Genomic DNA, 26,577 nt, shown 5'->3' with positions numbered 1-26,577 from the left:
CCGCCAGTGACTGAAGCAAAATCAACCCTGCCGCTGGCACCGGCCACCCACGTCGAGGCGGTCACGCCGCCAGCAGCCAGTGACGCCCCGGTTCCGCCGCTGGCGAATGTTATTCCGGCAGAGCCGGCGGTAGCGGTGAGTAAAGATGCGCTGGTGATGCCAGCCGACGCGGTTAAAATCGGCACGACAAAGTTCCTTGATGGCACCTGGCGCGTGACTCTGAATATCAATAACCTGCCAACCGGCAAGCCGCCAGGCCTGAAGTATCAATTGAAAAATGGTAAAGGCACAGTACGTATTGTTCAGGGCGATGGCATCAGTTGCAAAGCCGATGTTACCGCGGGCTTAATGAGCTCGGGTAACCTGGTGATCAACAGCCGTTATGCCGCACGCTGCAGCGATGGCAGCCGCTATACCATGCCGGAAATCACCTGTAAGCAGAACGCAACAGGTATCGCAGCCTGCGAAGCCAACTATGGTAAAGATACCGTCTATCCGATGACGATAAAACGCGAGAACAAGTAACTATGCTGGCGACCCTTAGCGATTTTAATCAAAAAGTAACCCTGATTCAGGATAGCGGTATCCAGTTCCTTGATTTCGCCGTTAAAGCGCCATTCGATGCGGATATGCCGGGCAAGTTTGTGCGGCAGACCGCCAATGGCCCGCTGCTGTTACTCGAACATGAGGCGAAAAGCGGTAAATATGTTCTGCGGATGGCCAGTGGTCAGGCGCCGGAAGTGGTGAAACCAGAGCTGAGTTTCGCGCTGGAGCAGTCGCTGGCGCTGCTGGAAAATATCTGGTTACCGCTGCCGGTATTACGCTGTACCCCGCCGCGTCACTTTATTGGCGGCCCGGAAAACTGGGCGCGCATGCAGATTTGCCAGCTGGAGACCCCGGACCAGGAAGGCCATACCCATCGTGTCTGTCTGGCGTTCGATACCCAGTGCTGGCCGGAAGGTCATGAACTGGAGCACCTGGCGTTAAGCGCCAGCGATGCCAATAATGGGGTTAATTTCTCCCTGGCGTGGCGTAACCATGAGCTGAGCGAATTTCTCGATCTCACCTGGATCGACGGCTGGCTGCGCGAGGTGTTTACCCAGCAGGCGGTGGAGCGCGAGCAGCGTCACGCCGGAAGTATCAAAGTCGCCCTGAAAGAGTTTGAATATCAGGCGCACTACCTCAACGTGCTGAATTTGCTCGGCAGCCAGCTGCAACTCAACGAGATTAAGATTCATACCGCCACCCTGCAGGAGCCGGTAGTGAATGTCGATTTGATCCTTGATGTCGGCAACTCCCACACCTGCGGTATTCTGGTGGAAGATCACGCCGACGAAAGCAATGGACTGAAGCAGACCTATGAACTCCAGCTGCGCGATCTGGCGCAGCCGCACCATGTCTACAATGAGATGTTTGAAAGCCGGGTGGAGTTTGCGCAGGCGCGCTTTGGCAAAGATAATTTCTCGCTGGAGAGCGGACGGGAAAATGCCTTTGTCTGGCCGTCGCTGATCCGTACCGGGCGTGAGGCCAGCCGTATGGCGCTGCAACGTCTGGGTACCGAAGGCGCAACCGGGATCTCCAGCCCACGCCGCTATTTGTGGGATGAAGAGAGCTGGCTGCCAGGCTGGCGCTTTAATCAGGCCGCCGGAGTTACCAGTGATGAAGTTCCGGCTACCGCCGCGCCGCTGATGACCCTGCTGAATGATGATGGCCAGCCGCTGTATGCCCTGCCGGCTGATGACCGCCTGCCGGTCTTCTCCCCGCACTACAGTCGCAGTTCGCTGATGAGTTTTATGCTGTCGGAACTGCTGGCGCAGGCGCTGATGCAGATCAACAGCGCTGCGCAACGGATGAAAATGCCGCACAGCAATGCGCCGCGTCAGCTGCGTAATATTATTCTGACGCTGCCTTCGGCGATGCCGAAACCTGAACGCGAGATTTTCCGCCGCCGCATGGTCGAAGCGATTGCGCTGGTATGGAAAGCCATGGGCTGGCATCCGGCCGATGAGCCGTTCAGCAGCGCTGGCGACAAAGCGAAAAGTCACAAGCCGGTACCGGAAGTCCAGATGGAGTGGGATGAAGCCACCTGTGGTCAGATGGTCTACCTGTTTAATGAAACCCAGGTCAATTTTGCCGGCCGGGCTGAAGCGTTTTTCGCCAGCATGGCGCGTCCCGATCGCCAGCGCGCTGAGGATGAAGCGCCGGGTAAAACCCTGCGCATTGCCTCGATTGATATCGGCGGCGGCACCACTGACCTCGCGATCACCCAGTACGCGCTCGACGATGGCATTGGCCATAATGTGAAAATCAATCCACGTCTGCTATTCCGCGAAGGTTTTAAAGTGGCTGGCGACGATATTTTACTCGATGTCATCCAGCTGTATGTGCTGCCTGCGCTGCAGGATGCGCTGAAAAAAGCCGGGCTGGTCAATCCTGAAGTGCTGATGGCAAAACTGTTTGGTCACGATGGCCGGATTGATGCCCAGTCCACTCTGCGCCAGCAGGTTACGCTGCAGATCTTTATGCCGGTGGCGCGGGCGATTCTGGAAAACTACGAGCGCTTTGACCCGCTGGACAGTAGCGCCGAGATCGATGCCAGCTTTGCCGAGTTGCTGTTGCAGGTGCCGACCAGCAAAGTGCTGGAGTATATCAATGGCGAGCTGCAACGCGCCCTGAGTGCGAATACCGCCTTCGATATTCTGCAGGTGCCGCTAATCCTGAAACTCAGTAAGTTACATGGCGAGTTTTTATCAAACCGCATGACCATTGTGCAGACCCTGCGCTCAATGGCCGAGGTGGTATCGTTGTATACCTGCGATGTACTGCTGTTAACCGGACGCCCGTCGCGTTTCCCGGGGGTACAGGCGCTGTTTCGCCATCTGCAGCCGCTGCCGAACAGCCGTATTCTGTCGCTGGAGGGTTACCACACCAGCGACTGGTATCCGTTTAATAAGCTGGGCCGCATCGACAACCCGAAATCGACCGCGGCCGTCGGCGCCATGCTCTGCCTGCTGGCTCTCGACCTGCGCCTCTCCAGTTTTTATTTTAAAGCCGGTGATTTCCAGCCCTATTCCACCATCCGCTATCTGGGAATGCTGGACGCCGATAATGTGCTGAGCAGCAGCAATGTCTACTACAGTGATATTGATCTCGACGACGCGGAATTTACCCTCGACCGTAAATCAAGCTTCCAGATCCGTGGCGGATTATGCCTTGGTTTCCGTCAGCTGGATAATGACCGCTGGCCTGCTTCACCCCTGTACAGTCTGTCAATTACCGATCAGGCTCTGGCGCGTAAAATTGCCGGCGACAGCGTGTTGCGCGTCAAACTGGCGGTGGTGCCGGGTGAAGATCCGCGCAGTCCGGAACGTTTTGAAATTGCCGACGCCCGCCTCGCTGATGGCGCCCGGGTTCCGCTAAACCATTTACGCCTGAGTCTGAACACCTTATCCGGCAGTGGTAATAACACCGCACAATACTGGATCGACAGTGGGAGCGTATTTAAGAAATGAGAGCCGCGACGCCTAAACAGTTAGTCAGCCAGCAGAGTAAACAGCTGCTGGCGGTCAATGAAGGGATCGACATGGCGCTGACGTGGCTGGAAAGTAGCCGCAACAGCGCATTGCGTCTGGATATGGAAGCTGAAGGTCTGAAAACCAAATTGCGCCGCTGCCGCAACCAGGCTCATCATCTCAACGCCACTGCAACCTCGACCAGCACCCTCGCCTTTTATGGCCTGTCGCAGGCCGGTAAAGCCTGGCTGCTGACCTCCATGGTCGCCGATGCCCAGCAACGCCTGGAAACGGTGATGGCGGGAAAAACCCTCGACTACTTTACCCATATCAACCCGGGTAATCAGGATTGCGGCATTGTGACGCGCTTCAGCCGGCTGGCGGAAGTGAAAAATAAGAGCTGGCCGTTTGAACTGACGCTGTTTAACGAAGCCGATGTTACCTGCATGGTGCTGAGCGCCGCGCTGCAGCAACCGGCGCCGGGTTTTGATGAAGCACAACTGTTACAGCAACTGAGTAATCTGCAACGTCACCGGCAACCGGAAGCGGTCGCCGGTATGACCAGCGATCAGATGGTGGTGATTTGGGACTTTATGCTGCGCCACGATGCTTCGCGGCAGAAATTGCTGGCCAGCCATTTCTGGCCGGTGGCCTGTGAACTGGCCCCATGGCTGACGATTGACGATCGTGCGCGACTGTTTGCGCTGCTGTGGGGGGGCGACAGCGCCCTCACTAACCTGTGGCGCCAGCTGGCCCATACGCTGCAAAATCTGTCCGGCGCCAGTAAAGTGCTCGGTCCGCTGAGTCTGTTAATCGATGAGGCGCAATTACCAGCCGATGCCCTGTTTAATCCGGCAGCGGTTGCCAGCTTAAATATGGCGGACGATCGCTATGTTCAGGTCAGCCCGCGCATCGGCGGCCGGGCAGGTAAGGCGGTGGATATTTCTCTCGCTGAGCTGGCGCTGTTAACCGTGGAACTGCTGTTGCCGCTACAGTCGATTCCGCGCGAAGCGTTATTTGAGCAGACGGACGTGTTGGATATTCCGGGCAACGGCGAACCGCTGGATGAATCGCAGCGGATGGAAGCCCAGCGCGCACGCCAGCATAACCCGCTGGCGGCACAACTGTTACAGGCTAAACGCGGCTATCTGCTGGAGTATTACAGCGATCGTCAGGCAATAAATTTACTGATGGTGTGCAGCGCGGCGGGGAGCAGAAATGAAGTGAAAGCCGTCAGCAAAGCACTCGACTACTGGGTGAAACAGACTCAGGGCGAAAGCGCCGAGGTGCGCAGCGGGCGTAAACCGGGACTGATCTGGGCGATCACCCCCTTCGACCAGCGCCATTTTCAGCAACAGAATCACGACGAGGCGGTACAGCGGCGCGTCGGCAATCCGGGCGATATGTGGGGTTCGATGCTGGCGCTGGATCGCGGCGGCATTCAGCGTATGGCCAGCTGGCTGGAGAGTGAAGTCCGTCGGGAAGTGAAGATCGCCCGTGTCAGTCAGCAGTTGCATGAGTTGCAACGCGAAGTGGCGGATAACCTGCTGGGTAGCTGGCACCATATCGACAGCGATGCCCAACAGACGCAGAAAAAGCAGCAAATCGCCGAAACATTGTTAAAAGCGCTGCAAACCCGTACCGGTCTGCATGGCGAGCTGCTGGAACGCCTGCAACCTTCGCGCGATGAACTGCGTCGGCTCTATCTGCAACAGCCGCAACAGGCGGCCGAAAACCATACCCCGGCCAGCAATAACAGCCATTTTGGCATCGGTATTGAGATCGATCTGTTCAGTGAACTGCCGGACGCCCCGCTCAGTTCTCCGACAGAAGCCAGTCCGCCTGATGATGACAGCCATTTTGCCCGGCAGGTACAACGCTATTGGGTGAACCATCTGCGCAATCTGCCGGAAAATGCCTCACTGCTGGAACTGCTGGATATCAGTAAATCCACCCTGCAGATGCTGGTTGAAGAGCTGATTGTCGCCAGCTTCCGCCTGAATATCGGCGATGCGCTGCGTAAAATGTTAACCGAGAGCGAAGCCAGCAACGCCAGCCGTGAAGGGAAAACCGATCGCCAGGTTTCGCGGGCGCTGACGGTATTGGGTGACTTTGTCGCCTGGCTCGGTTTTCTGCAGCAGAGTGAAGCGAAACGGCCTGACAGTCGGATAAATCGCGGGCAGAAAATTTTTGCCCAACCGGCTACCCCGGCAGTCAGCTTCGGTCAGGCCCAGCGCCTGACGCGTTTATCCGCGGCGCCAGCCAATACCACGGCGTTTTATATCTATGACTGGCTGGTGGGGCTGAATGCGTTAATTGTCCAGAACAGCGGTTATTCAGCCGCCAGTGAGTTAAAAACCGCCCAGCGTCAGCGACTGGCGGAAATCGTACAGTTGATTAAAGGCAAAGAGTAATTTAATCAATTTTTAGCTGCAACAGACCGGCCAGCTCCTGTTCGGCCTGTTGCAGAGTCGTAATGATTGCGCTGAACTGCGCATGGTCGGCATGCTGTGGCAGATGGCGCAGGCAGATGCGCGCCGGTAACGCCATTTCAGCGGTAACACTATCCCAGAGCGCATCCAGATTCGCGCCAAACTGCGCGCCAGGCAGGCATTTCGCCGCAAACTGGCGGTAGAAATCGGCGCAATCGACAATATAGCGAAAATCGAGCGTTACATTCAGCATCGCTTAATGGACCTTCTGAAAGCTGCGATAGTGATCTCTGGTAATAAAAATCAGCCCATCACCGGAATACACTAAGCGGTCGGCAGTGCGATGCCCGCACTGATAGTTGACATCCGCCTCGTACCACTGACGTCCCGGCGGTTGTGGTAAACGCCCCTCGCGGTTGGCGAAGCGGTCGCCGCCAATCGCTTTTCCTGGCAAACGGGTGCATAAGTTACCTTCCTGCGGTTGCCATCCCTGCCGCCGCGCCTGATTTTTGCTGATGTAATAATCCGGCAGGCGCTGGTGTTGTTGCAGATAGCTGACCACCCGGCGCTCAGCCGTCAGCGCACTGATATCGGTGCTGACCGCCGGTTGCGATCGGGCGGACGTCGATACCGCAGTAACGGAGTGGGTTCCCGGTTTTAATCCCGCAACTGCGGCCACAATCGCCAGCGCCACGGCGATCCACAATCTTTTGCTCATAACCTTACCTGACAGACATTCCTGTCCGCCACTATACCAGCGTAAAATCAGTCAATCACAATGCTTTGCCGGTTCCAGCCGGACGGCAGCGGCTGCGGACGCACAATTTCAACCCCGGTCAGTGACAGTTCGCTCACGCCGCTGGCGTAGAAGCCAGGCAACCCGCCAGGATAAGGTTCTACCCCCCAGGCGCGTCCGCTGGCGGGATTCAGCGCCCAGGCGTTATCCAGTCCCATACCGGTTGGGTTCGCCGGATTACAGGGCGGACGAATATCATAGAACCCCTGTTCACTGCGGTCAGAGAGACGTTGCTGCATCAGGATATGCTGAAAACTGATATGGTGAATCTGCCCACGTACCTCGCTGTGCAGATTAATCGCCCCTTCCGCCACGCCGGTAATATTGCTGAACTGCACGTACTCCACCACGCCGGGCACAATCTGTGGGTTACGTGGCCGCACGGAGATAAAGATCGGATCCGAACGTCCCCAGTGTACCGGTGGCGCGCTGGTACACTGAAAAGTGATGTTGCTGAAGATCAGGCGCCGAAAACTACCGCCATCGCGGCACAGCAGGCCAATGCCGCGGTTGGAGGCGAAAATAGTGCAGCCGCTGACCACCACATCCTCCACATCATCAAAGGTTTCGGTGCCAATTTTTAGCGCGCAGCTGTTGGAACGTAAAATCGAACCGGTCACCGTCACATTGCGGGTTTTGCGCCGCAAACCGGCGGGTTTAGCGGTGGTCTTGATGCAGATGCCATCATCGGCGGCACTGAGATAACAATCACTGATATGCACATTTTCACAGCTATCAATATCCAGCGCATCGGTATTGGCCATCGTCAGATCGTTATCAATACGCAGCCCCTGCACCCACACATTTTCACAGCTAACCAGATGCACGGTCCACATCGGCGCATGTTCAATGGTGAAATCCCGCAACCGTAGCTGACGGCAGGCTTCAAACACCACCATCCGCGGCCGATCGGCCAGCGGCAGGCGATACCCCTGCTCATCCGCCTCGCGGGCAAACCAGCGGTCGGCATTACCCCAGATGCGTCCCTGGCCGGTGATACTAACCTGCTGCTGGCCAACGGCATACAGCAATACCCGGTGTGAAAGCTCGGCATGGGTCTGCGCCGCCAGATGCTGGTAGTCATGCAGATCGGAACTGGCAATTAGCGTCGCGCCAGCCTCAAGATGCAGACAGAAATAGGATGGCAGAACTAAGGAACCGAGCAGATAACGTCCGGGAGCGATCGATAACGTGCCACCCCCCGCGGCAGCGACGGTATCAATGGCCTGCTGGAAACAGTCAGTGTCCGGGGTTTCACCGTCAGCGACGGGATTAAAAGCGGTTATGGAGAGGTACATGTCATTGGTTTCCGGTAGAAACAATGCCTGCTATCCCACCATAATTAATTTTGAAACGCCATTTCATTATCTCAGAGAGGCGAATGCTGTGAACAAAATCACATCGCGGGCCGGATTTTCCCGGCCCTGGCGTGGGATTAACTGTGCATGCATTCGGCCTGCTGACCATGGCTGACGGTCCTGCGCCATGCGCCCGGCGCCTGACCATACTGGCGTTTAAAGCTACGGTTAAAAGACTGTTGGGAATCAAAACCGAGTGAAATCGCCACGTTGAGGATCGGCTCGTCGCTATTAGTCAGTCGGTCAGCGGATTTTTTCAGTTTTTCGGCGCGAATATATTCGCCCAGCGGCAGACCCGTATGCTCTTTAAACATGCGCTGCAGGTGCCATTTGGAGTATCCAGCACGTTCAGAAACGGTGTTGAGATCCAGTCGCCCTTCAATATGATTGTCGATCCAGTCAAGCAGATCGTGAATGAATGCATCACTTCTCATCTTCTCTCTCCCGTCGCGGTGACGAATAGCAATAATGTCAGTTACACTTTAATGCTGAGCGATCCTTACACTAAATGCAAGTTTTATTATTGCATTTAAATCCCTGCGCCATGCGGGGCTATATCAGCACGGCCAGTTACCTCAGGAGAGAACTAAGCCAGGCAGCAGAGCGGCCGCTGCCTGGCTTAACGAAAGGGTTATGCGAGGGGAACCGCGTCGCGCGGTTGAAAATAGAGGGTTTTATGCACCACCGGTATCCGCGTTCCCGCGCGCCAGGCGGCCAGGGTCAGCTGCGTCAGCTGCCCCAGCGCCTGATAAAACGGGTGGCCGGCGCGGGCAATCAGTAGCTGCAGGAAGGCATCGGCCCACGGCAGCAGATGCCAGGCCAGCAGTTCGTCAAGACGCTGCTGTTGGCCGTTTTCCGCCAGCCATGCCGCCAGCATCAGCAACGCGCCGATATGATCCTCCGGCTCACCGGGACGCAGCCCGGAATGGATACCATGCTGTTTCATCCACTTGCGCAGTTGCAGCAGTGAATCACCAAACAGCACGCTTTCCCGATCGAGCCACACGGAACCCCATGGCGGCGCCGGAAGCGCGTCAGGCCCAATAAACAACCGCTGCCAGGCTGCCATCAATTGTCGATCCTGCCCCTGCGCCAGCTTCACGGATAATGGCATCAGTTGCGGATGCGCCAGCGGCCATGTCTGGCTCCATGCCGGCTCTGACAGCATGCGCAATAGTGGTGCTACCTGCTCGCTGTCTGGTGCGTGGTAGAATAGTGCGCCAAGTACGCGTCCGCTTATAGCAACGGCCGCCAGATACTGCTGCTTATCAACAAACATGCTGGTTTCCTTGTTAGCGCGGTGGGGTTAGTACGCTGTAGCTAAGCCGCAGCGACGCCCACCGTCATATGCAGACCATAGAACAGTGCGCGGCCGATAACTTCGCCCGCCACTACCAGTACAAATCCCGCCAGTAATGCCGCTGGCGCCGGGGTTCGCTGGCGCACCAACGGACAGATCCAGCATCCGAGTCCGGCGACCAGCAGAAACACACGCCCTAGTTGCAACATGGCATAGTCAGGTATCAGCGCCGCCGCCTGCTGCTGCGCATTGTGGATAAAGGCCAGATCGCTGGTTTGCAGGATGATCGCCGCGAGACTGACCAGCAGTGCCGCCACGCTAAGCAGCGCCAGATTGCGGCCTTGTAGCGGAAAGCGCGCCAGCCGCAGCAACAGCACGCCCAGCAACGGACCAGCCAGCAGCGCGGTGAAAAAGAAGCCCAGGGTGGTGTAATCATTATGCCAGGTCGGCACGGTAGCGATCTGATAAACCCGGGTCATCGCCCAGACAAACAGCACCCCAGACAGCAAGGCGATCGCCATCCACACTCTGCCGAGTTGCGCCGGCATTTTCCCCAGTATGCTTACCAGCCACCACAGGCCGCCGAGGGCAAAAAACAGCGAACCGCTGGCAATTTCATTGCTTAACGCCGAACTGCCAAGACGATTAAGCGAGTTAAGCGCCCGCAGCGGCGAACCGAGATGCAGCACCGAAGCGACAAATGCCAGCCCCATAATCAGCCAGAGAAAAAACATTGCCCGGACCAGCGCCCGCTGTTGCTCAGGGCGCGGCGCGGCAAATAGCCACGCCAGACCGGTGACCATCAAGCCGCCCACTACCGACTGTCCCAGTACCGTGAACAGTATCAGCGGCCATTCATGCCAGCCGTTACCCATTTTGCACCTCCTTCGGATTGGCCAGAAAGCCGCTGGTATCACCACTCGGACGGCTGTTGGCATTGGGTTTAATCACGATGCTCGGTTGGGTAAAATGTGACGCCGGCAACGGCGCGATCTGCGCCTGATTGCCGTACTGCTGTCGCAAGGTCTCAATCGGGCCAAAATCCAGCGCACGCAGCGGGCAGGACTCGACACATACCGGCTTCTTACCTTCCGCCACGCGCGAATAGCAGCCATCGCATTTGGTCATATGCCCTTTTTGCTCGTTGTACTGGGGCGCGCCATACGGGCAGGCCATCTGGCAATAGCGGCAACCAATGCAAACCTCTTCATCAACCACCACAAAGCCATCCTCCCGCTTATGCATCGCCCCGCTGGGGCACACCTGGGTACAGGCCGGATCCGCACAGTGGTTGCAGGCAATCGACAGGTAGTAGGAATAGACATCCTGGTGCCAGACACCCCCATCCTGCTGCCAGCTGCCGCCGGCGTACTCATAGATACGCCGGAAATTAACTTCAGGGCTCAGATTCTTATAATCCTTACACGCCAGCTCGCAGGTTTTACAGCCGGTACAGCGGCTGGAATCGATAAAAAAACCATATTGCGTCGCCATTTATTGCTCCCTATACCTTTTCCATTTCGACCAGATTGGTATGCTGCGGATTGCCTTTTGCCAGTGGCGAAGGTCGCTGGGTTGTCAGGGTATTAACACAGGCGCCATGATCGATGCGGTCGCCGTTCATATCGGCCTGGTGCCAGGCGCCCTGTCCCATGGCCACTACCCCAGGCATAATACGGGGGGTGACTTTTGCCTCGATGCGCATCTCTCCGCGTCCGTTAAACACCCGCACCTGGTCGCCATTAACGATGCCGCGCGGCTGTGCGTCCAGTGGATTGATCCACACCTCCTGGCGGCAGGCCGCCTGCAGTACATCAATATTGCCGTAAGAGGAGTGGGTGCGCGCCTTATAGTGGTAGCCAAACAGCTGCAGCGGAAACTGACGGCGTTCCGGCGCATCCCAGCCCTCAAAGGTGGAGGCATAGATCGGTAACGGGCTGATCACTTCGCCCTGTTTCAGTTCCCAGCTACTGGCAATAGCGGCCAGGCGGGCAGAGTAAATTTCAATTTTGCCGGATGGGGTTTTTAACGGATTGGCCAGCGGATCCTCGCGGAACTTTTTATAGGCGACATAGTGGCCATCGGGATCTTTACGTTTGTAGATCCCCATTGCCTTCAGCTCTTCATAACCCGGCAACAGCGGATCTTTCGCCTGCATTTTGCCATACAGGTATTTCAGCCACTGCTGCTGGCTGCGTCCTTCGGTAAAGCGCGCATAGACCTCTGGCCCAAGACGACGCGCCACCTCACTCATTACCCAGTAGATAGGTTTACGTTCAAACTTCGGCGTGGTCGCCGGCTGGATAAAGATCAGGTAGCCCATATTGCCGGCGTAATCATTCGGAATGATATCTTCCTGCTCGACGGTCATCAGGTCCGGCAGCAAAATGTCGGCGTATTTCGCCGAGGCGGTGATAAAGTTCTCGATCACCACGATCATTTCACACTTGCTGTCATCCTGCAGAATATCGTGGGTGCGATTGATATCGGAGTGCTGATTAATCAGCGCATTACCAGCATAGTTCCAGATAAACTTAATCGGCACGTCCAGTTTATCTTTGCCGCGTACCCCATCGCGGGTAGCCGTCATTTCCGGCCCGCGCAGAATGGCGTCGGTCCAGGTAAAACAGGAGATACTGGCCTTCACCGGATTGTCCAGTACCGGCATGCGTTCGATGGGAATGGTATAGGTGGATTCGCGTGCCCCGCTGTTCCCGCCGTTAATGCCAACATTGCCGGTGAGAATCGGCAGCATGGCGATGGCGCGTGCCGTCAGTTCACCGTTGGCCTGACGCTGTGGCCCCCAGCCCTGTACGATGCAGGCCGGTTTGGTACTGCCAATCTCGCGCGCCAGTTTGATAATGCGATCGGCCGGAATACCGGTGATCTGTGCCGCCCAGGCGGGTGTTTTGGCGATGCCGTCATTGCCGGCGCCCAGAATCCAGGCTTTATAGTCTCCGTTGCGCGGCGCGCCTTCTGGCAAGGTGGTGGCATCATAGCCAACGCAATATTTATCAAGGAATGGCTGGTCGACGAGGTTTTCGCTAATCAGCACATGCGCCAGCCCGGCCACCAGCGCGGCATCGGTGCCAGGGCGAATCGGGATCCACTCATCTTCACGTCCGGCGGCGGTATCGGTGTAGCGTGGGTCAATAACAATCATGCGTGCATTGGAGCGCTCTCTGGCCTGCTCCAGATAATACGTAATGCCGCCGCCGCTCATGCGGGTTTCCGCCGGGTTATTGCCGAACAGCACCACCAGTTTACTGTTTTCGATATCTGAGGTGCTGTTGCCTTCGTTGCTGCCATAGGTATAGGGCATGGCGCAGGCAATTTGCGCCGTACTGTAAGTACCGTATTGATTGAGGGAACCGCCACAGCAGTTCATCAGCCGCGTTACCAGCGAAGCCGATGGCGAAGAGCGGGTAATATTGCCGCCGACAATCCCGGAAGCGTAGTTAATATAGACCGCTTCGTTGCCGTATTTGGCGATCACCTGCTGCAGTGAACCGGCGATACTGTCCAGCGCCTGCTGCCAGGAGATACGCTCAAACTTCCCTTCGCCACGTTTACCCACGCGCTTCATCGGATAATTCAGGCGGTACGGATGGTTCATCCGGCGTCGAATAGAACGCCCACGCAGGCAGGCGCGCACCTGATGATCGCCATAACTATCCTGACCGGTATTGTCGGTTTCCACCCAGAAAACCTCATTGTCGCGCACATGTAGCCGCAAGGCGCAACGGCTGCCGCAGTTAACCGAACAGGCTCCCCATACCACGCGATCGGCTTCCCCGCTGATAACAGAACCGACTGCAGCCGCAGCCGGATGCAAACCAAACGGCAGGGAAATTTGTGATGCTGCCAGCGCCAGGCCGCCCAGGCCGGTGGCTTTGATTAACGTACGGCGACTGATGCCGGTATTGAAGGGTTGTTTCGACACGGTTCACTCCATGACGCCGCTTCCGCTGTCGGGAAACGATTTCTGGTTTTGGCGAAAATAAACAATGGGAATCAATACCATTCAGCGAATGGTCGCCCCCGGATAGCAACCAGTTTCCTCTTTGTTAGTGTGGTTTTTCTTAACATTGGTCAAGTTGACGGTGATTGCAGCTCATTCCTTGCAACTAAAACAGCACATAAAGTGTATCAGTAATTCTTGCAGTTAATTTTGCACCTCCCTACAATCGCCCGAATAAATGTATCCATCATCGATACTTTATTTTTGGCAATGGACACACTTCAGGCGCGTGATACCCGCCTCATTAACCGGGGAAATAATAATGTTAAGCCTGCAAACACCTTTGATTATTTACGGGCAGCGACTGCTCGGGACCGCGCTGCTTATTACTCTGCTGAATGGCTGTGATAACAGTGCGGCGCAAAACAGCGCGCCGCCAGCCCCTGCGGTCAGTGCGGCAGATGTGGTGATTAAACCGGTCAGCCAGTGGGATGCTTTTAATGGCCGCATCGAAGCGGTGCAAAGTGTCCAGCTACGTCCGCGCGTTTCCGGCTATATCAATCAGGTTAATTACCGCGAAGGTCAGGAGGTGAAAAAAGGTCAGCTGTTGTTCACCATTGACGATCGCACTTACCGCGCTGCGCTGGAGCAGGCACAGGCGGAGCTGGTGCGCGCCCGTACCGAGGCGAATCTCGCACGCAGTGAGTCAGGCCGTACGGAAAAACTGATTAGCAGCCAGGCGGTATCAAAAGAGATGTGGGAACAGCGACGCTCAGCAGCCTCACAGGCGCAGGCCGATGTGCTGGCCGCGCAGGCCGCCGTCGATATGGCGCAGTTGAATCTCGATTTTACCAAAGTCACGGCGCCGATTGATGGCCGCGCCAGTCGCGCCATGATTACTGAGGGTAATCTGGTCACTGCCGGTGACAGCGCCAGCGTGCTGACCACCGTGGTTTCCCAGAATACCGTGTATGTCTATTTCGATATTGATGAGGCGACGTTCCTGCGCTATCAGGGTCTGGCGCGCGCCGGCCAGGCAGCCAGTGAGCAACAGAGTGCGCTGCCGGTAGAAATGGGACTGGTTGGCGAACAGGGCTATCCGCATCAGGGCAACGTCGATTTTCTGGATAATCAGCTGACCCCGGGCACCGGTACCATCCGGATGCGCGCCCTGTTCGATAATCGTGACCGCCGCTTTACGCCGGGGCTGTTTGCCCGGGTGCGTCTGCCAGGCAGCGCTGAGTTCAGTGCGCTGTTGATTGACGATAAAGCCATCCTGACCGACCAGGATCGCAAATTTGTCTATGTGGTGGATGCGCAAGGTAAAGCGCAGCGGCGTGATATTGAAATCGGTCGCCTGGCGGATGGTCTGCGAATTGTCGAAAAGGGTCTGCAGGCGGGCGACAAAGTGATTACCAATGGACTGCAAAAGGTGTTTATGCCGGGTATGCCGGTGAATGCCAAAACGGTGGCGATGACCGCCAGCACCGGCACTCCTGCCGTTAACTGATGCCAACCAGAGAATCCTGACAGATGGACTTTTCCCGCTTTTTTATCGACCGACCGATCTTCGCGGCGGTGCTGTCGATCCTGATTTTTGTGACCGGGCTAATCTCGATTCCGCTGCTGCCGGTGAGTGAATATCCGGATGTGGTACCACCGAGTGTGCAGGTGCGCGCCGAATATCCTGGCGCCAACCCGAAAGTGATTGCGGAGACCGTGGCGACGCCGCTGGAGGAAGCGATTAACGGCGTGGAAGGCATGATGTATATGAAATCAGTGGCCGGTTCTGACGGCGTGATGGTGACTACCGTGACCTTCCGCCCGGGCACCGATGCCGATCAGGCGCAGGTCCAGGTTCAGAACCGCGTCGCGCAGGCCGAAGCGCGTTTGCCGGAAGATGTGCGCCGTCTCGGCATCACCACCCAGAAGCAGTCATCAACCATGACGCTGGTGGTCCATCTCTCCTCTCCTTCCGGTAAGTATGATTCGCTGTATCTGCGTAACTACGCCACGCTGAAGGTCAAGGATGAGTTAGCCCGTCTGCCGGGCGTCGGCCAGATTCAGATTTTCGGCGCCGGTGAATACGCGATGCGTGTCTGGCTGGATCCGAATAAAGTCGCCGCCCGCGGACTGACGGCGTCTGATGTGGTTTCAGCGATGCAGGAGCAGAACGTACAGGTCTCCGCCGGACAGCTGGGCGCCGAACCGATGCCGAACCAGAGCGACTTTCTGCTATCGATAAATGCGCAAGGTCGTCTGCAGAACGAAGAGCAGTTTGGCGATATTATTCTGAAAACCACCGCTGAAGGCTCAATTGTGCGTCTGCGCGATGTGGCTCGCATTGAAATGGGCTCCGGCAGTTATGCATTGCGTTCACAGCTTAATAACCAGGATGCCGTCGGTATCGGTATCTTCCAGTCGCCTGGGGCTAACGCGATTGATCTTTCCAATGCGGTACGCAGCAAAATGGCTGAACTGGCGACCCGCTTCCCGGACGGCATGCAGTGGCAGGCGCCTTACGACCCGACAATCTTTGTGCGCGACTCGATCCGCGCGGTGGTGCAGACCCTGCTGGAAGCGGTCGTGCTGGTCGTGCTGGTGGTGATTCTGTTTCTGCAAACCTGGCGCGCCTCGGTGATCCCCCTGCTGGCAGTGCCGGTATCGGTAATTGGTACCTTTAGCGTGCTCTATCTGCTCGGCTTCTCGCTAAATACCCTCAGCCTGTTTGGGCTGGTGCTGGCGATAGGGATTGTGGTGGATGACGCCATTGTGGTGGTGGAGAACGTCGAGAGGAATATCGAGGAGGGTCTGACGCCGCTGGCCGCTGCCCATCAGGCGATGCGCGAAGTATCCGGGCCGATTATCGCCATTGCGCTGGTGCTCTGCGCGGTATTTGTGCCAATGGCGTTTCTTTCCGGCGTCACCGGGCAGTTTTACAAACAGTTTGCCGTTACCATCGCCATCTCAACGGTGATCTCAGCGATTAACTCACTGACCTTATCACCGGCACTGGCGGCGCTGTTGCTGAAACCTCACGACGCGGCGAAAGATATGCCGACCCGGCTGATCGATCGTCTGTTCGGCTGGTTGTTCCGACCGTTTAACCGCTTCTTCCATCGCAGCTCGGACGCCTATCAAAGCCGGGTGGCGAAGATTCTTGGCCGGCGCGGCGCGGTATTTGTCGTCTATCTGTTGCTGCTGGTCGCCGCCGCAGTGATGTTTAAAACCGTGCCCGCCGGTTTTATACCGACGCAGGACAAGCTGTATCTGATTGGCGGCGTTAAAATGCCGGAAGGTTCGTCACTGGCGCGTACTGATACGGTAGTGCGTCAAATCAGCCAGATGGGCATGGAGACCGAGGGCGTGTCTTATGCCGTCTCCTTCCCGGGCCTGAACGCGTTGCAGTTCACCAATACGCCGAATACCGGTACGGTGTTTTTCGTGCTGAAACCGATTGCTGAGCGTAAGCACAGCGCGGCGGAAATTAACGCGGAAATTAATGCCAGGATCAGTCAGATCCAGCAGGGTTTCGCCTTCTCGATTATGCCGCCGCCGATTCTCGGTCTCGGTCAGGGTTCCGGTTATTCGCTGTATGTGCAGGATCGTGACGGACTCGGTTACGGCGCGCTACAAACCGCGATTAATACCCTCTCCGGTGCAATAATGCAGACGCCAGGCATGCACTTCCCGATCTCCTCGTATCAGGCTAATGTTCCACAGCTGGATGCGCAGATCGATCGTGATAAAGCCAAAGCGCAGGGTGTGCCACTGAATGAGCTGTTCAGTACCCTGCAAACCTACCTCGGCTCGTCCTATGTTAATGATTTCAACCGTTTTGGCCGTACATGGAAAGTGATGGCGCAAGCGGACGGTCAGTTCCGTGACAGCGTGGAGGATATCGCCAATCTGCGCACCCGCAATGACCAGGGTGAAATGGTGCCGATTGGCAGCATGGTACATATCACCACCACCTATGGTCCGGACCCGGTGATCCGTTATAACGGCTACCCGGCAGCGGATCTGATTGGCGATGCCGATCCGCGCGTGCTGTCGTCAGGCCAGGCGATGAACGGTATCGCTGCTCTGGCGGCCAGCCTGCTGCCAAACGGCATGAATATCGAATGGACCGATCTGAGTTATCAGCAGTCAACCCAGGGCAACAGCGCGCTGATTGTCTTCCCGGTGGCGGTGCTGCTGGCGTTCCTGGTGCTGGCGGCGTTGTATGAGAGCTGGACCCTGCCGCTGGCGGTGATCCTGATTGTACCGATGACCATGCTGTCGGCGCTGTTTGGCGTCTGGCTGACCGGCGGCGATAATAATGTGTTTGTGCAGGTAGGTTTAGTGGTACTGATGGGGCTGGCCTGTAAGAACGCCATTCTGATTGTCGAGTTCGCCCGCGAACTGGAGCTTCAGGGGAAAGGTATTGTCGAGTCGGCGCTGGCAGCCTGCCGTCTGCGTCTGCGCCCGATTGTGATGACGTCTATCGCCTTTATCGCCGGCACCATTCCGCTGATTCTCGGCCATGGCGCCGGTGCCGAAGTGCGCGGCGTGACCGGGATTACCGTATTCTCCGGCATGTTGGGGGTAACGCTGTTCGGTCTGTTCCTGACGCCGGTATTCTATGTCACGCTGCGTAAACTGGTGACGCGGAAAAATGTGGCTACGGAAACGCAAACCGCCTGAGTAATGGCTGCACTAAAAAGGCCCTGACGGGCCTTTTTTATTACGGAATGTTGAATGAGCGGCGTGACGGTAACTTCGCATTTTTAAAGTTCTTACCCACAATTAATCTTCCGTCTTCCAGTTCCTCCAGTTCGCCCGCTTCCAGCATAGCCGGCACCAGTTTTGATAAAACACGCTGCATGATAAGCCGCTGACGCGCCATAATCGGATTGTATTCCATGTCGTTAACAGATGATGACATATCCCCTCCCGTCCCTGCATATCCCATTGTAAACCTGCCAGCCTGCCGGTATATAGCGCCGGGCAAACTGTCGGTTGCGCTTTGCTCCGAAACCTAATAGCCGATCATAAACGGCTTTCAGATCGCTCACTCTGTTGACTGAGGATCGCGCCGCATAGAACAAATAACCACCAGGTTTGCGGGCAGTATAATGAAGCCTGATTAACCCGGCAACCTTCAAAAAGGTCACCGGATTGACGCCGGATGGCGTGAGATGCTGAAAAGCACCGAAGTTAATAAAACCTTGTTTATCAAGCATATCGAAGAAAATTTCTATCATGCCGTTCAACGGAAAGCAGAACGGCGGCAGATGAATATGATACTGCTTAGAATGCATCACTGTTTGCGTAAGAATTTCATTAAAAACTATCGCAAAAGGCGTATTGCCGACGCTAAATTTTGCCACGATATAAGGCTGACCATAGTCAGTATTGAGGGTAAAGACCGGCGGGTAATTTATCTCGCTCATCAGGGGGCTCTCCTTGCGTGATTACAGCGCAGCGGTCAATCGATCCGCCAGCTGCCAGCGTTTCCTGTGCGCTTCTGCGCTTCCGCCAGGCAAAACATACCGGCAGTGCCCGGCATTGTCTTGCTGTTGCTGCCAGGATTGTGCGAACTCTCGGGATAAAAAAATGTAATCACCGGACGTTAACCCGCTTATGCGCGACTCGCCGCAACCAGAACATAACAGCAGGCGACATCCGACCGAGGGAGAGAATCAGAGAGGAAACAGAAGTGACTCTGTGGGTAATAACAGGGGGGTACAGGCCGCCAGCTTAACGGCCCGTTTTTTTGCACTCATTGAGTACCACATCAGGTTCCAGCAGATCCATACAGCCACTGGTATCCCCTTTGCGCAGTTCAGCCAGCGCATCCGCCAGCGTGCGGCTGGCCAGTACATTGAGCGACGCCTGCTCGGCTTCATCAACAATCGATTTAAAATACCAGCAGGCATTGGCGCTGACCACGCAACGCGCGGCGACTTCCGGGCGCGCTGCCCAGATTCGCTTATCTTCAATTACCGAGCAGTAGATATCACGCAGGGTAATTTCCTCTGCCGGCCGGCCAAGGTGAATCGAGCCGTTACGACCAAGAGTGGAAAGAATAATGCCATCGCGGGTCAGCGGTACCATCAGTTTCCGGATAAAGCTTGGGTTAGCCTCCAGACCATAGGCCAGAATGGCACTGGTCGAACGTTTACCCAATTGCTCCGCCATCGCTACGCTGAGAACCATCTGCAAAGCTGTCGGGAAGCGGTAATCTAACATACTGTCATCCTGGGTTCGGCGAATCTTATTTTTGTTGGCGCCGTTGCTGTGAATAATCAATGAGCAATAATATAACAAACACTGTTGCTTTTTAGAAGCAAGCCCTGTTGCGCAAGGCACATATTCATCATTCATCTCCCCTGCGGCGGGCGATTTTACTGCCACTGACGCCTTTAGTGATGCACATCACATTCCGCCAAAACTTAATTCACGTTTAAAATTAACAAATTTGCCGGCGCCGTTGCGGTTGTTGATTATGGTCAATATACAAACAATTTATGCGCGTATATTGGCCGCAAATTCACCAGGGTAATCTTCATTCAGGGTTGGAGCCAAAAAAGATGAAATCAATAAAATCTATTTATACCGCCGTTTCTTCCTGCGCACTTGCTTTGTGTGCAGTCGTCATCTGCGGCGCGGCGATTTATGACGTGATGGTAAAGGGTTTACCCCTTTCATGGCCCCATGCGCTGATCAATAATTTGCCCTGGGGTGTGGCGTTTCTCGCCCTGTACGTCGCCAGTATTGTTTTCAGCCTGATGATCGCCAGAGGTTTTTTTGCCCGGCAGGCTCCCGCCAGCCAGTGGCAGGCTGACTGGCGTTCGGCGCCATTGACCCAAGGCAAACCCGAATAACTCCCCGGCCAGGTTACAGTTGATTACGCGCAATAATTGGCCGGATATTCTCCAGTTCCCGTACCCGGCGGGCGATCGCCATCAGTTTTGGCGTATGCTCAGCAAACCATGCCTGCCGTGGTCGCCAGGAGACCATTACCGCCAGATAAGCATCCAGCAGCGATATCTGGGTGCCAAACAGGTACGGCCCCTCTTCAATCTGGCTCTCCAGCCATCGCCACAGCTGCTGGCGATAGTTTTCGGTACTGGCAAGCAGCTCACGTTCCCCGAGCAGCGTCCAGCGCGTGGTGACATCGCCATAGGTAAATGTGGGATAGACATTCGCCACCAGCCAGATAAGCAGATGGTAAAAACGCGTACGGTCGGCGGGCACCAGCTGCGGATGGCGATCCAGCAATAGCAGCGCAATGGCGGCGCTTTCGGTTATCACCCTGCCATCGGCTAATTGCAGCGCCGGTACCTGCGCCAGCGGATTGATCTGCAACAGCCGGTTGCGCGCGCTGCCAGGCTGTTCAAAGCCGCTAACATCAATAAACTGATAAGACTCGCCGACCAGGGTATACATGATTTCAGTAATCGCTGAACCACATCCTGTCGCGCCGTATAACTGCGTAACATTCTGTTTATCATTCATATTATGACCTCAGTATCGATTAAACCGTTGCGATGACCCGATCCGCACGGTGCCCCAGAACCGATGCGCCAATCAGGCCGCCATTTTCGGCAAACATGCCGGGGAGCACCAGCGGCGTGCTTAGCTTACGCAGCATCAGTTGTCTGACCCGCTGGTCCAGCAGCGCGATCAGCGCCGGCTCCGAAGCCAGTCCACCGCCAACCACAATGCGCCCGGCGCCGGTCAGATTGGCCAGCCAGCCCAGCGGTTCGCTGACCAGTTCGCACCAGATAGCGATGGTCTGCCGCGCCAGGCTGTCGCCCCGATGCCAGTCAGCGACAATCGCTTTGCTGTTACGTTTCTGGTGATGCAATTGCTGATGCAGGCGCTCCATCCCGCGCGCACCGCCAAAGGTATCCAGGCAGCCTTTCTGCCCGCAGGCACAGGCGATACGCGGCAACGACCAGCGTTGCCCGGCAACCGTCAATTCAGTGCGGGTAATCGGTCCATGGCCCCACTCACCGGCGCCGCTGACAATCCGTCCATCAATCACCAGAGCGCCGCCAACGCCGCTACCCAGAATGGCGGCAAAGACCATACGCTCGCCCGCGCCGCGGCCGCTGACTGACTCCGCCAGGGCAAAACAGTCAGCGTCATTGGCGATAAATACCGGACGCTTCAGCAATATTGCCAGTTCCTGCGCCACGCAACGCCGGTGAAAGGCCGGAATATTGCTGGCATACACCTCTCCGCTCGCTGCGGCAACCAGACCGGCAGTGGAGATCGCCAGCGCTGATTGCGCATCAACCGGCAAGCGCTGCAACAGCTGCAGCAGCTGCGCGCAAAACCCCTGCCAGCTGTCGACCGGCATTGGCACGGTTGCCAGCGGCGTCACACTGCCCGCATGTACTGACAGTCCGGATTTAATAAATGAGCCGCCAATATCCAGGCACACCACCGCGTTGCTCATGAGCGCTTATCCAGCAGATCACGCAGGCCGTCGCCCAGCACATTGAATCCCAACACCGACAGCACAATCGCCAGCCCGGGAAATAGCGACAGGCCAATACTGACGCCGAGGAAATTACGGCCATCGCTCATCATGGTGCCCCACTCCGGCATCGGTGGTTGTACGCCAAGACCAAGAAATGACAGGCTGGCCGCGGCAAGCACCACGGTGCCTGCGGTTAAGGTTGACTGCACGATAATCGGCCCGATGGCATTGCGCAAAATGTAGTGCACCACAATACGATAGTAGCCAATTCCCAGCGCCTGCGCCGCCTCCACATACTCCATGCTTTTCAGACTTAGCGTCAGGTTACGGCTGAGCCGGGCATACACCGGGATCGAGAAAATGGCGATGGCGATCAGCATATTCAGCAGGCCGTCACCCAGTACGCTGACAATCAGAATCGCCAGCACAATCCCCGGAAAAGCGAAGAGCACATCCATTACCCACATAATGCCCTGATCGATATAGCGTCCGGCCAGGCCCGCCGTCACCCCCAGCGGTACACCAATCGCCAGCGATAAGCCGACACTTAATAGCACTTCAAATACCGAGATGCGGGCGCCGTAGACAATCCGCGCGAAAATATCGCGTCCGTAATCATCGGTACCAAACCAGTGATCGGCCCCAGGCGGCATTAAGGTATTAATTAAATCCTGCTCATAGGGATCGTGGCGGGCGATCAGCGGCGCCAGCAGCGCCATCAGCACAATTAAGCCCACCAGCAGTGCGCCAAAGGTAATCGCCGGATGACGGCACAGCCAGCGTAATAATCGGATAAACCGATGCGGTTTTAACGGTTCCACATTGCTGATATCCATTAATCGAACCTTATTTTGGGATTGAGCAACGCAATGGCAATTTCGCCCAGCAGGTTCATGATGACTACCCCGGAAACGGCAATCAGCGTCACCCCCTGGATAACCGGGTAGTCGCGGTAACGCACCGAATCCACCAGTAAGCGGCCAATTCCCGGCCAGTTAAACACCGACTCGGTCACCACCGCGCCGCCAATCAGGCTGCCGAAATTCAGCGCAATAATGGTCACAATCGGGATCATGGCGTTGCGCAGCGCATGACGCCAGTAGACCTGCCCCGGCGATAACCCTTTGGCGCGCGCGGTGCGGATATAATCCTCGGACAGCACGTCGATCATGCTGGAACGCGTCATGCGCGCCATCACCGCCATCGGCAAAATCGCCAGACAGACGGTGGGCATAATGTAACTTTTCCACGACTCCGCGCCCAGCAGCGGCAGCCAGCCAAGCTGTACCGAGAAGGTGTTCATCGCCATTAGCGCCAGCCAGAAATTGGCAATCGACGCCCCGGCAATCGCCAGCAGCATCACCAGATGGTCCGGGCTGCGGTTGCGATACACCGCGCCGATCATCCCCGCCGGAATACCCAACAGAATCGCCAGCAGATAAGAGAGCACCGCCAGTGCCAGCGTATAGGGCAGGCGCTCAGCGATTTCGCCCATCACCGGCCGATCGGATTTCAGCGATGTGCCGAGATCGCCGTGCAGCATGCCGGCAGCAAAGTGCAGATACTGTAGCGGCAGCGGCTGATCCAGCCCCAGTCGGCTACGCATATGGTCCACCGCCTCCTGTGGTGCTTCAGGCCCGGCCATCAGACGCGCCGGATCGCCAGGCAAGGCGCGGATGGCTATAAAAATAATCATCGACACGCCGATCAGAATCAGCGGCAACGCGAGGATTTTTTTGATGACGTAAGCTTTCATCCCACTCTCCGGCACAGGTCAGGCGGAGCGGTTTGCTGGTCCGCCCCGCCACCGCGGTCAGTTTTTCTGCGCCGCGCGCACGATAACGTTACCGCCAGGCTGCATCAGCACGCCGGTGATATTTTTCCGCGTGGCCCAGAGATCGTCCTGGAAGTAGAGCAGTACCTGCGGCGCCGCCTGATTGATGGCTTCTTGTGCCTCAACGTACAGCGCATTGCGCGCGCTTTCATCCGGGGTAGAGGCCGCGCTATCAATCAGATCATCAACTTTCTTGTCACTGAAGAAACCGAGGTTAGCGCCCCCCGGGGCGAAGCTCTGGCTGTGATATAGCGGACGCAATTGCAGATCGGCGCCGTTCACGCCGGATGACCAGGAAGCCAGCACCGCGCCGGTATTATCGCGCTGTTTACCGGCAACATCGGCAAACGCCGCTTTACTCCAGACGCCACTCTCCATCTGACGCACATTCAGTTTGACGCCAATTTTCGCCCACATCCCCTGCAGTACCTGGCCGATACGCGCGTCCGGCCCCTGTACCGCGATATTGATGGCAAAACCATCGGCATAGCCCGCCTGTTTCAACAGCGTTTTCGCTTTCTCAATATTCAGCGGGTAGTCATTCAGGGATTTATCATAGCCCGGCGTAACCGGCGCCAGCGGCGAGTTGGCCGGCGTGGCGTAGCCGTACATAATGGCGCGCACCATCCCGGGTTTGTCGGTTGCAAAGTTCAGCGCCTGGCGTACGCGCACATCATCCAGCGGTTTGAGTTTGGTATTCAGCGCCACCCAGAAGACCGCCGCGCCATCGCCCCGCTGCAAATTGACCTGCGGATTGTTTTTCAGCATGGTGGCGAACTGCGGCGGCACCGGGTTTATCACATCCGCTTCACCCGCCTGCAGCGCCATATTCATCACCGAGGTTTCACTGGTCCAGGTCCATTTAATTTCGTCAGGGCCGGTAGCTTGCCCCCAGTAATCCGGGTTTTTGGTTTCCAGCACAAACTCGCTGTTTTTATACTGCTGTAGTTTATACGGCCCGGTACCGTCGGCTTTATTGCTCAGAGTGCGCGCCTGATCCGCCGCCGGGCTGACCATCATCGCCGCGCCGCCGGTCATCAGGTTGAGAAATGCCGGATAGATTTTTTTCAGATGAAATTCAACGGTGTAATCATCTACCTTTTTCACCGACGCGAGGAACGCGCGAATACGACCGCTGGCGGCCAGCCCACGCCCGGTATCAAGATGGCGAGTAAAGTTGGCGACCACCGCATCGGCATTAAACGGCGTCCCGTCGTGGAATTTTACCCCGCTGCGCAACTTAAAAGTCCAGATTTTACCGGACTCATCGCTCGACCAGGCGGTTGCCAGCGCCGGCTCAATGGTTAGCTGCGGCGAAAAACGCACCAGACCTTCATACATAGGATCGAGCACACTGGCGGTATAGGTTGCGGTCTGATCGCCGGGATCCATACTGCGCGGCGCCTCGCTCTGCATCACCGTCAGCGTCGCAGCCTGCAAGGGGGTGATAAATGCTGTTAAGGTCAGACAACTCAGCAATGCCCGCCGGTATTTGCTCAATGTTTTGCTTATCACCTTCATAGAACCCTCATTTATTTTGGCCTTCAACGCGTACGCAAGAACCGCAACGACCCTGCAAGACGGTGATGCGCGGAAATAACGATTGTTTGTTCGTTAAATAAAATCTTAACCTTAAGAGGCCATATTTTATTTATACGATAAACTTATATTTGCGGATTTTGTTATTTTTGTGAACTAAATAGCATTGCACATTTTCCCGCCACCCTTTACTGTCAAAAAAGAGAGAAATTGCCGGATCAAGGGATAGCATGCTAAATGCGACACAAAGAGAACTGCTGCAGTTAATCAGCGCCAGACAAGGGCTGAGCCGCAGCGAGCTGGCACTGCACAGCGGATTAAGCAAAGCCGCCATCAGCGGTATTATTCGCGACATGCTGGCAGCGGGACTGCTAAGCGAAGCAGAAGCGATGGCCGGCAATGGCCAGGGACGCCCTTCGGTGAAATTAACCCTGCGCGCGGAAGCGGCTTATTTTGTTGGTATTTCCCTGATTGCGGCACCGGCATCGATGGTGTTAATTAATTTAAGCGGTGAAATAATTAGCCACTGTGAATTCCCGTTAAATAATTCACCGCAGCAGCTGGTCAGCGATATTCAGTATTCGCTGCCAAGGTTGCTGGAGCGGGCGGCGATCTCACCGCAACAGGTATTAGGGTTAGGCGTTACGCTTTCCGGTTTTATCGATGAGCACCAGGCGAGCTGCGTGCAGTCGGCGCTGCTGGGCTGGCGCAATGTGCCACTGGCGCAGCTGATTCAGCAGGCCACCGGCATTGATGTGTTTATCGAGAACGATGCCAAAGCGCTGGCGGTCAGTGAGAAGCTGTTTGGTCATGCGCGAACCCTGCAGAACTTTATTTTACTCAGCCATGGCGACGGCATCGGTAGCGCCAGTTTTATTCACGGCGCCCTGTATCGCGGCGCCCATGGCGGCGCCGGGGAAATTGCCCACTGCACCATTGAGCCGGGCGGCGCCCCCTGTCGCTGCGGTAAGCGCGGTTGTCTCGACACTATCGCCTCGCTGATCGCCCTGAAAGAGCAGGCGCGCAACCAGCAGCTTAATATCGCCACCCTGCCCGAACTGGAAAGGCTGGCGATAAATGGCTCCACGGCGGCGCTGGATATTGTCCACCGCGCCGGTAATGCCCTCGGGCTGGCGATTGCCAATCTGATTCAGATTAACGATCCCGAAACCGTATTGATCGCCCATCAGCCAGGCGCTTTTGACGGCCTGCTGAGCACGGTAGTGCGTCAGGCGCTGGAATCCCATGTGCTGCCGGGTTTTGCCGGTAAAACGCCGCTGATCCCGTTTGCGCTGGCGGACAACAGCTGGGCACAGGCGGCCGCCAGCGTTGCCGCCCATCGTTTTCTTATTCCACTTTCCTGACTGAG

The 26,577-nt window shown here is 56.4% G+C and carries 23 protein-coding genes; 7 read left to right on the top strand and 16 right to left on the bottom strand.

Features of this window, described 5'->3' with window-relative positions:
• The 3 genes from JWF83_RS25835 to JWF83_RS25825 form a co-directional block, all read left to right on the top strand.
• Positions 1-525, top strand: a 525-nt coding sequence (locus JWF83_RS25835) for an SrfA family protein (protein ID WP_413653372.1), incomplete at its 5' end; no start/stop codon positions are given.
• A 2-nt stretch (positions 526-527) separates the two neighbouring features.
• Positions 528-3,512, top strand: coding sequence for a virulence factor SrfB (locus JWF83_RS25830; protein ID WP_413653371.1), 2,985 nt, complete (start codon positions 528-530; stop codon positions 3,510-3,512).
• Positions 3,509-5,926 carry a virulence factor SrfC family protein gene (locus JWF83_RS25825; RefSeq protein ID WP_413653370.1) on the top strand — a complete coding sequence of 806 codons (2,418 nt, stop codon included), beginning with the start codon at positions 3,509-3,511 and terminating at the stop codon, positions 5,924-5,926. Before JWF83_RS25830 ends, JWF83_RS25825 begins: the two co-directional genes overlap by 4 nt.
• Position 5,927: 1 nt before the next feature.
• On the opposite strand, the gene JWF83_RS25820 is transcribed toward JWF83_RS25825, so the two are convergent.
• The 8 genes from JWF83_RS25820 to ynfE all read right to left on the bottom strand — a co-directional run bounded on the left by JWF83_RS25820 (position 5,928) and on the right by ynfE (position 13,341).
• Positions 5,928-6,197, bottom strand: a complete 270-nt coding sequence (locus tag JWF83_RS25820; protein ID WP_413653369.1) for a barstar family protein — start codon at positions 6,195-6,197, stop codon at positions 5,928-5,930.
• A 3-nt stretch (positions 6,198-6,200) separates the two neighbouring features.
• A complete protein-coding gene (locus JWF83_RS25815) occupies positions 6,201-6,662 on the bottom strand; it encodes a ribonuclease domain-containing protein (protein ID WP_413653368.1) in 462 nt (153 codons plus the stop codon).
• A 47-nt stretch (positions 6,663-6,709) separates the two neighbouring features.
• Positions 6,710-8,038 (bottom strand): glycoside hydrolase family 28 protein, encoded by a 1,329-nt coding sequence (locus JWF83_RS25810; RefSeq protein WP_413653367.1) that lies wholly within the window; start codon positions 8,036-8,038, stop codon positions 6,710-6,712.
• A 137-nt stretch (positions 8,039-8,175) separates the two neighbouring features.
• Complete coding sequence (locus JWF83_RS25805; protein ID WP_413653366.1) at positions 8,176-8,532, bottom strand: helix-turn-helix domain-containing protein; 357 nt, start codon at positions 8,530-8,532, stop codon at positions 8,176-8,178.
• A gap of 197 nt (positions 8,533-8,729) precedes the next feature.
• Positions 8,730-9,377 (bottom strand): Tat proofreading chaperone DmsD, encoded by a 648-nt coding sequence (dmsD, locus tag JWF83_RS25800; protein ID WP_413653365.1) that lies wholly within the window; start codon positions 9,375-9,377, stop codon positions 8,730-8,732.
• Between the two features lie 41 nt (positions 9,378-9,418).
• A complete protein-coding gene (locus JWF83_RS25795; RefSeq protein ID WP_413653364.1) occupies positions 9,419-10,273 on the bottom strand; it encodes a DmsC/YnfH family molybdoenzyme membrane anchor subunit in 855 nt (284 codons plus the stop codon).
• Complete coding sequence (locus JWF83_RS25790) at positions 10,266-10,892, bottom strand: DMSO/selenate family reductase complex B subunit (protein ID WP_413653363.1); 627 nt, start codon at positions 10,890-10,892, stop codon at positions 10,266-10,268. Before JWF83_RS25790 ends, JWF83_RS25795 begins: the two co-directional genes overlap by 8 nt.
• Positions 10,893-10,902: 10 nt before the next feature.
• Positions 10,903-13,341, bottom strand: a complete 2,439-nt coding sequence (gene ynfE, locus JWF83_RS25785; protein WP_413653362.1) for a selenate/tellurate reductase subunit YnfE — start codon at positions 13,339-13,341, stop codon at positions 10,903-10,905.
• Between the two features lie 340 nt (positions 13,342-13,681).
• On the opposite strand from ynfE, the gene JWF83_RS25780 reads away from it, so the two are divergent.
• Positions 13,682-14,869, top strand: coding sequence for an efflux RND transporter periplasmic adaptor subunit (locus JWF83_RS25780; protein ID WP_413653361.1), 1,188 nt, complete (start codon positions 13,682-13,684; stop codon positions 14,867-14,869).
• Positions 14,870-14,892: 23 nt separating this feature from the next.
• A complete protein-coding gene (gene oqxB / locus JWF83_RS25775; protein WP_413653360.1) occupies positions 14,893-18,045 on the top strand; it encodes a multidrug efflux RND transporter permease subunit OqxB in 3,153 nt (1,050 codons plus the stop codon).
• Positions 18,046-18,085: 40 nt separating this feature from the next.
• Here oqxB and JWF83_RS25770 read toward each other — a convergent pair whose 3' ends face one another.
• The 3 genes from JWF83_RS25770 to JWF83_RS25760 all read right to left on the bottom strand — a co-directional run bounded on the left by JWF83_RS25770 (position 18,086) and on the right by JWF83_RS25760 (position 19,593).
• The gene (locus tag JWF83_RS25770) at positions 18,086-18,286 is read right to left on the bottom strand and encodes a hypothetical protein (RefSeq protein WP_413653359.1); all 201 of its coding nucleotides are present in this window, start codon (positions 18,284-18,286) and stop codon (positions 18,086-18,088) included.
• A complete protein-coding gene (locus JWF83_RS25765) occupies positions 18,270-18,794 on the bottom strand; it encodes a hypothetical protein (RefSeq protein WP_413653358.1) in 525 nt (174 codons plus the stop codon). Before JWF83_RS25765 ends, JWF83_RS25770 begins: the two co-directional genes overlap by 17 nt.
• Positions 18,795-19,101: 307 nt before the next feature.
• Complete coding sequence (locus JWF83_RS25760; RefSeq protein WP_413653357.1) at positions 19,102-19,593, bottom strand: RrF2 family transcriptional regulator; 492 nt, start codon at positions 19,591-19,593, stop codon at positions 19,102-19,104.
• Positions 19,594-19,934: 341 nt separating this feature from the next.
• On the opposite strand from JWF83_RS25760, the gene JWF83_RS25755 reads away from it, so the two are divergent.
• Entirely contained in the window at positions 19,935-20,228 is a 294-nt protein-coding gene (locus JWF83_RS25755; protein ID WP_413653356.1) for a hypothetical protein, read from the top strand.
• 13 nt (positions 20,229-20,241) lie between these two features.
• Here JWF83_RS25755 and JWF83_RS25750 read toward each other — a convergent pair whose 3' ends face one another.
• Genes JWF83_RS25750 through JWF83_RS25730 form a run of 5 tightly spaced genes read right to left on the bottom strand, consistent with a single transcriptional unit; the run spans position 20,242 to position 25,190 of the window.
• Entirely contained in the window at positions 20,242-20,862 is a 621-nt protein-coding gene (locus JWF83_RS25750) for a glutathione S-transferase family protein (protein ID WP_413653355.1), read from the bottom strand.
• Between the two features lie 19 nt (positions 20,863-20,881).
• Entirely contained in the window at positions 20,882-21,811 is a 930-nt protein-coding gene (locus JWF83_RS25745; protein WP_413653354.1) for an ROK family protein, read from the bottom strand.
• Complete coding sequence (locus JWF83_RS25740; protein ID WP_413653353.1) at positions 21,808-22,671, bottom strand: ABC transporter permease; 864 nt, start codon at positions 22,669-22,671, stop codon at positions 21,808-21,810. The genes JWF83_RS25745 and JWF83_RS25740 overlap by 4 nt, the downstream gene beginning before the upstream one ends.
• On the bottom strand, positions 22,671-23,591 hold the full coding sequence (locus JWF83_RS25735) for an ABC transporter permease (protein WP_413653352.1): 921 nt from the start codon (positions 23,589-23,591) through the stop codon (positions 22,671-22,673). The genes JWF83_RS25740 and JWF83_RS25735 overlap by 1 nt, the downstream gene beginning before the upstream one ends.
• 57 nt (positions 23,592-23,648) lie before the next feature.
• Positions 23,649-25,190 (bottom strand): ABC transporter substrate-binding protein, encoded by a 1,542-nt coding sequence (locus tag JWF83_RS25730; protein ID WP_413653350.1) that lies wholly within the window; start codon positions 25,188-25,190, stop codon positions 23,649-23,651.
• A gap of 248 nt (positions 25,191-25,438) precedes the next feature.
• On the opposite strand from JWF83_RS25730, the gene JWF83_RS25725 reads away from it, so the two are divergent.
• Complete coding sequence (locus JWF83_RS25725; protein ID WP_413653348.1) at positions 25,439-26,572, top strand: ROK family protein; 1,134 nt, start codon at positions 25,439-25,441, stop codon at positions 26,570-26,572.
• The last annotated feature ends 5 nt before the right edge of the window (positions 26,573-26,577 follow it).

The sequence above is a fragment of the Pantoea sp. B65 genome (assembly GCF_047308185.1).
Classification (GTDB): domain Bacteria; phylum Pseudomonadota; class Gammaproteobacteria; order Enterobacterales; family Enterobacteriaceae; genus Erwinia.
Note: the sequence above shows the minus strand (reverse complement) of the source record. Positions and strands in the feature narration are given on the sequence as shown.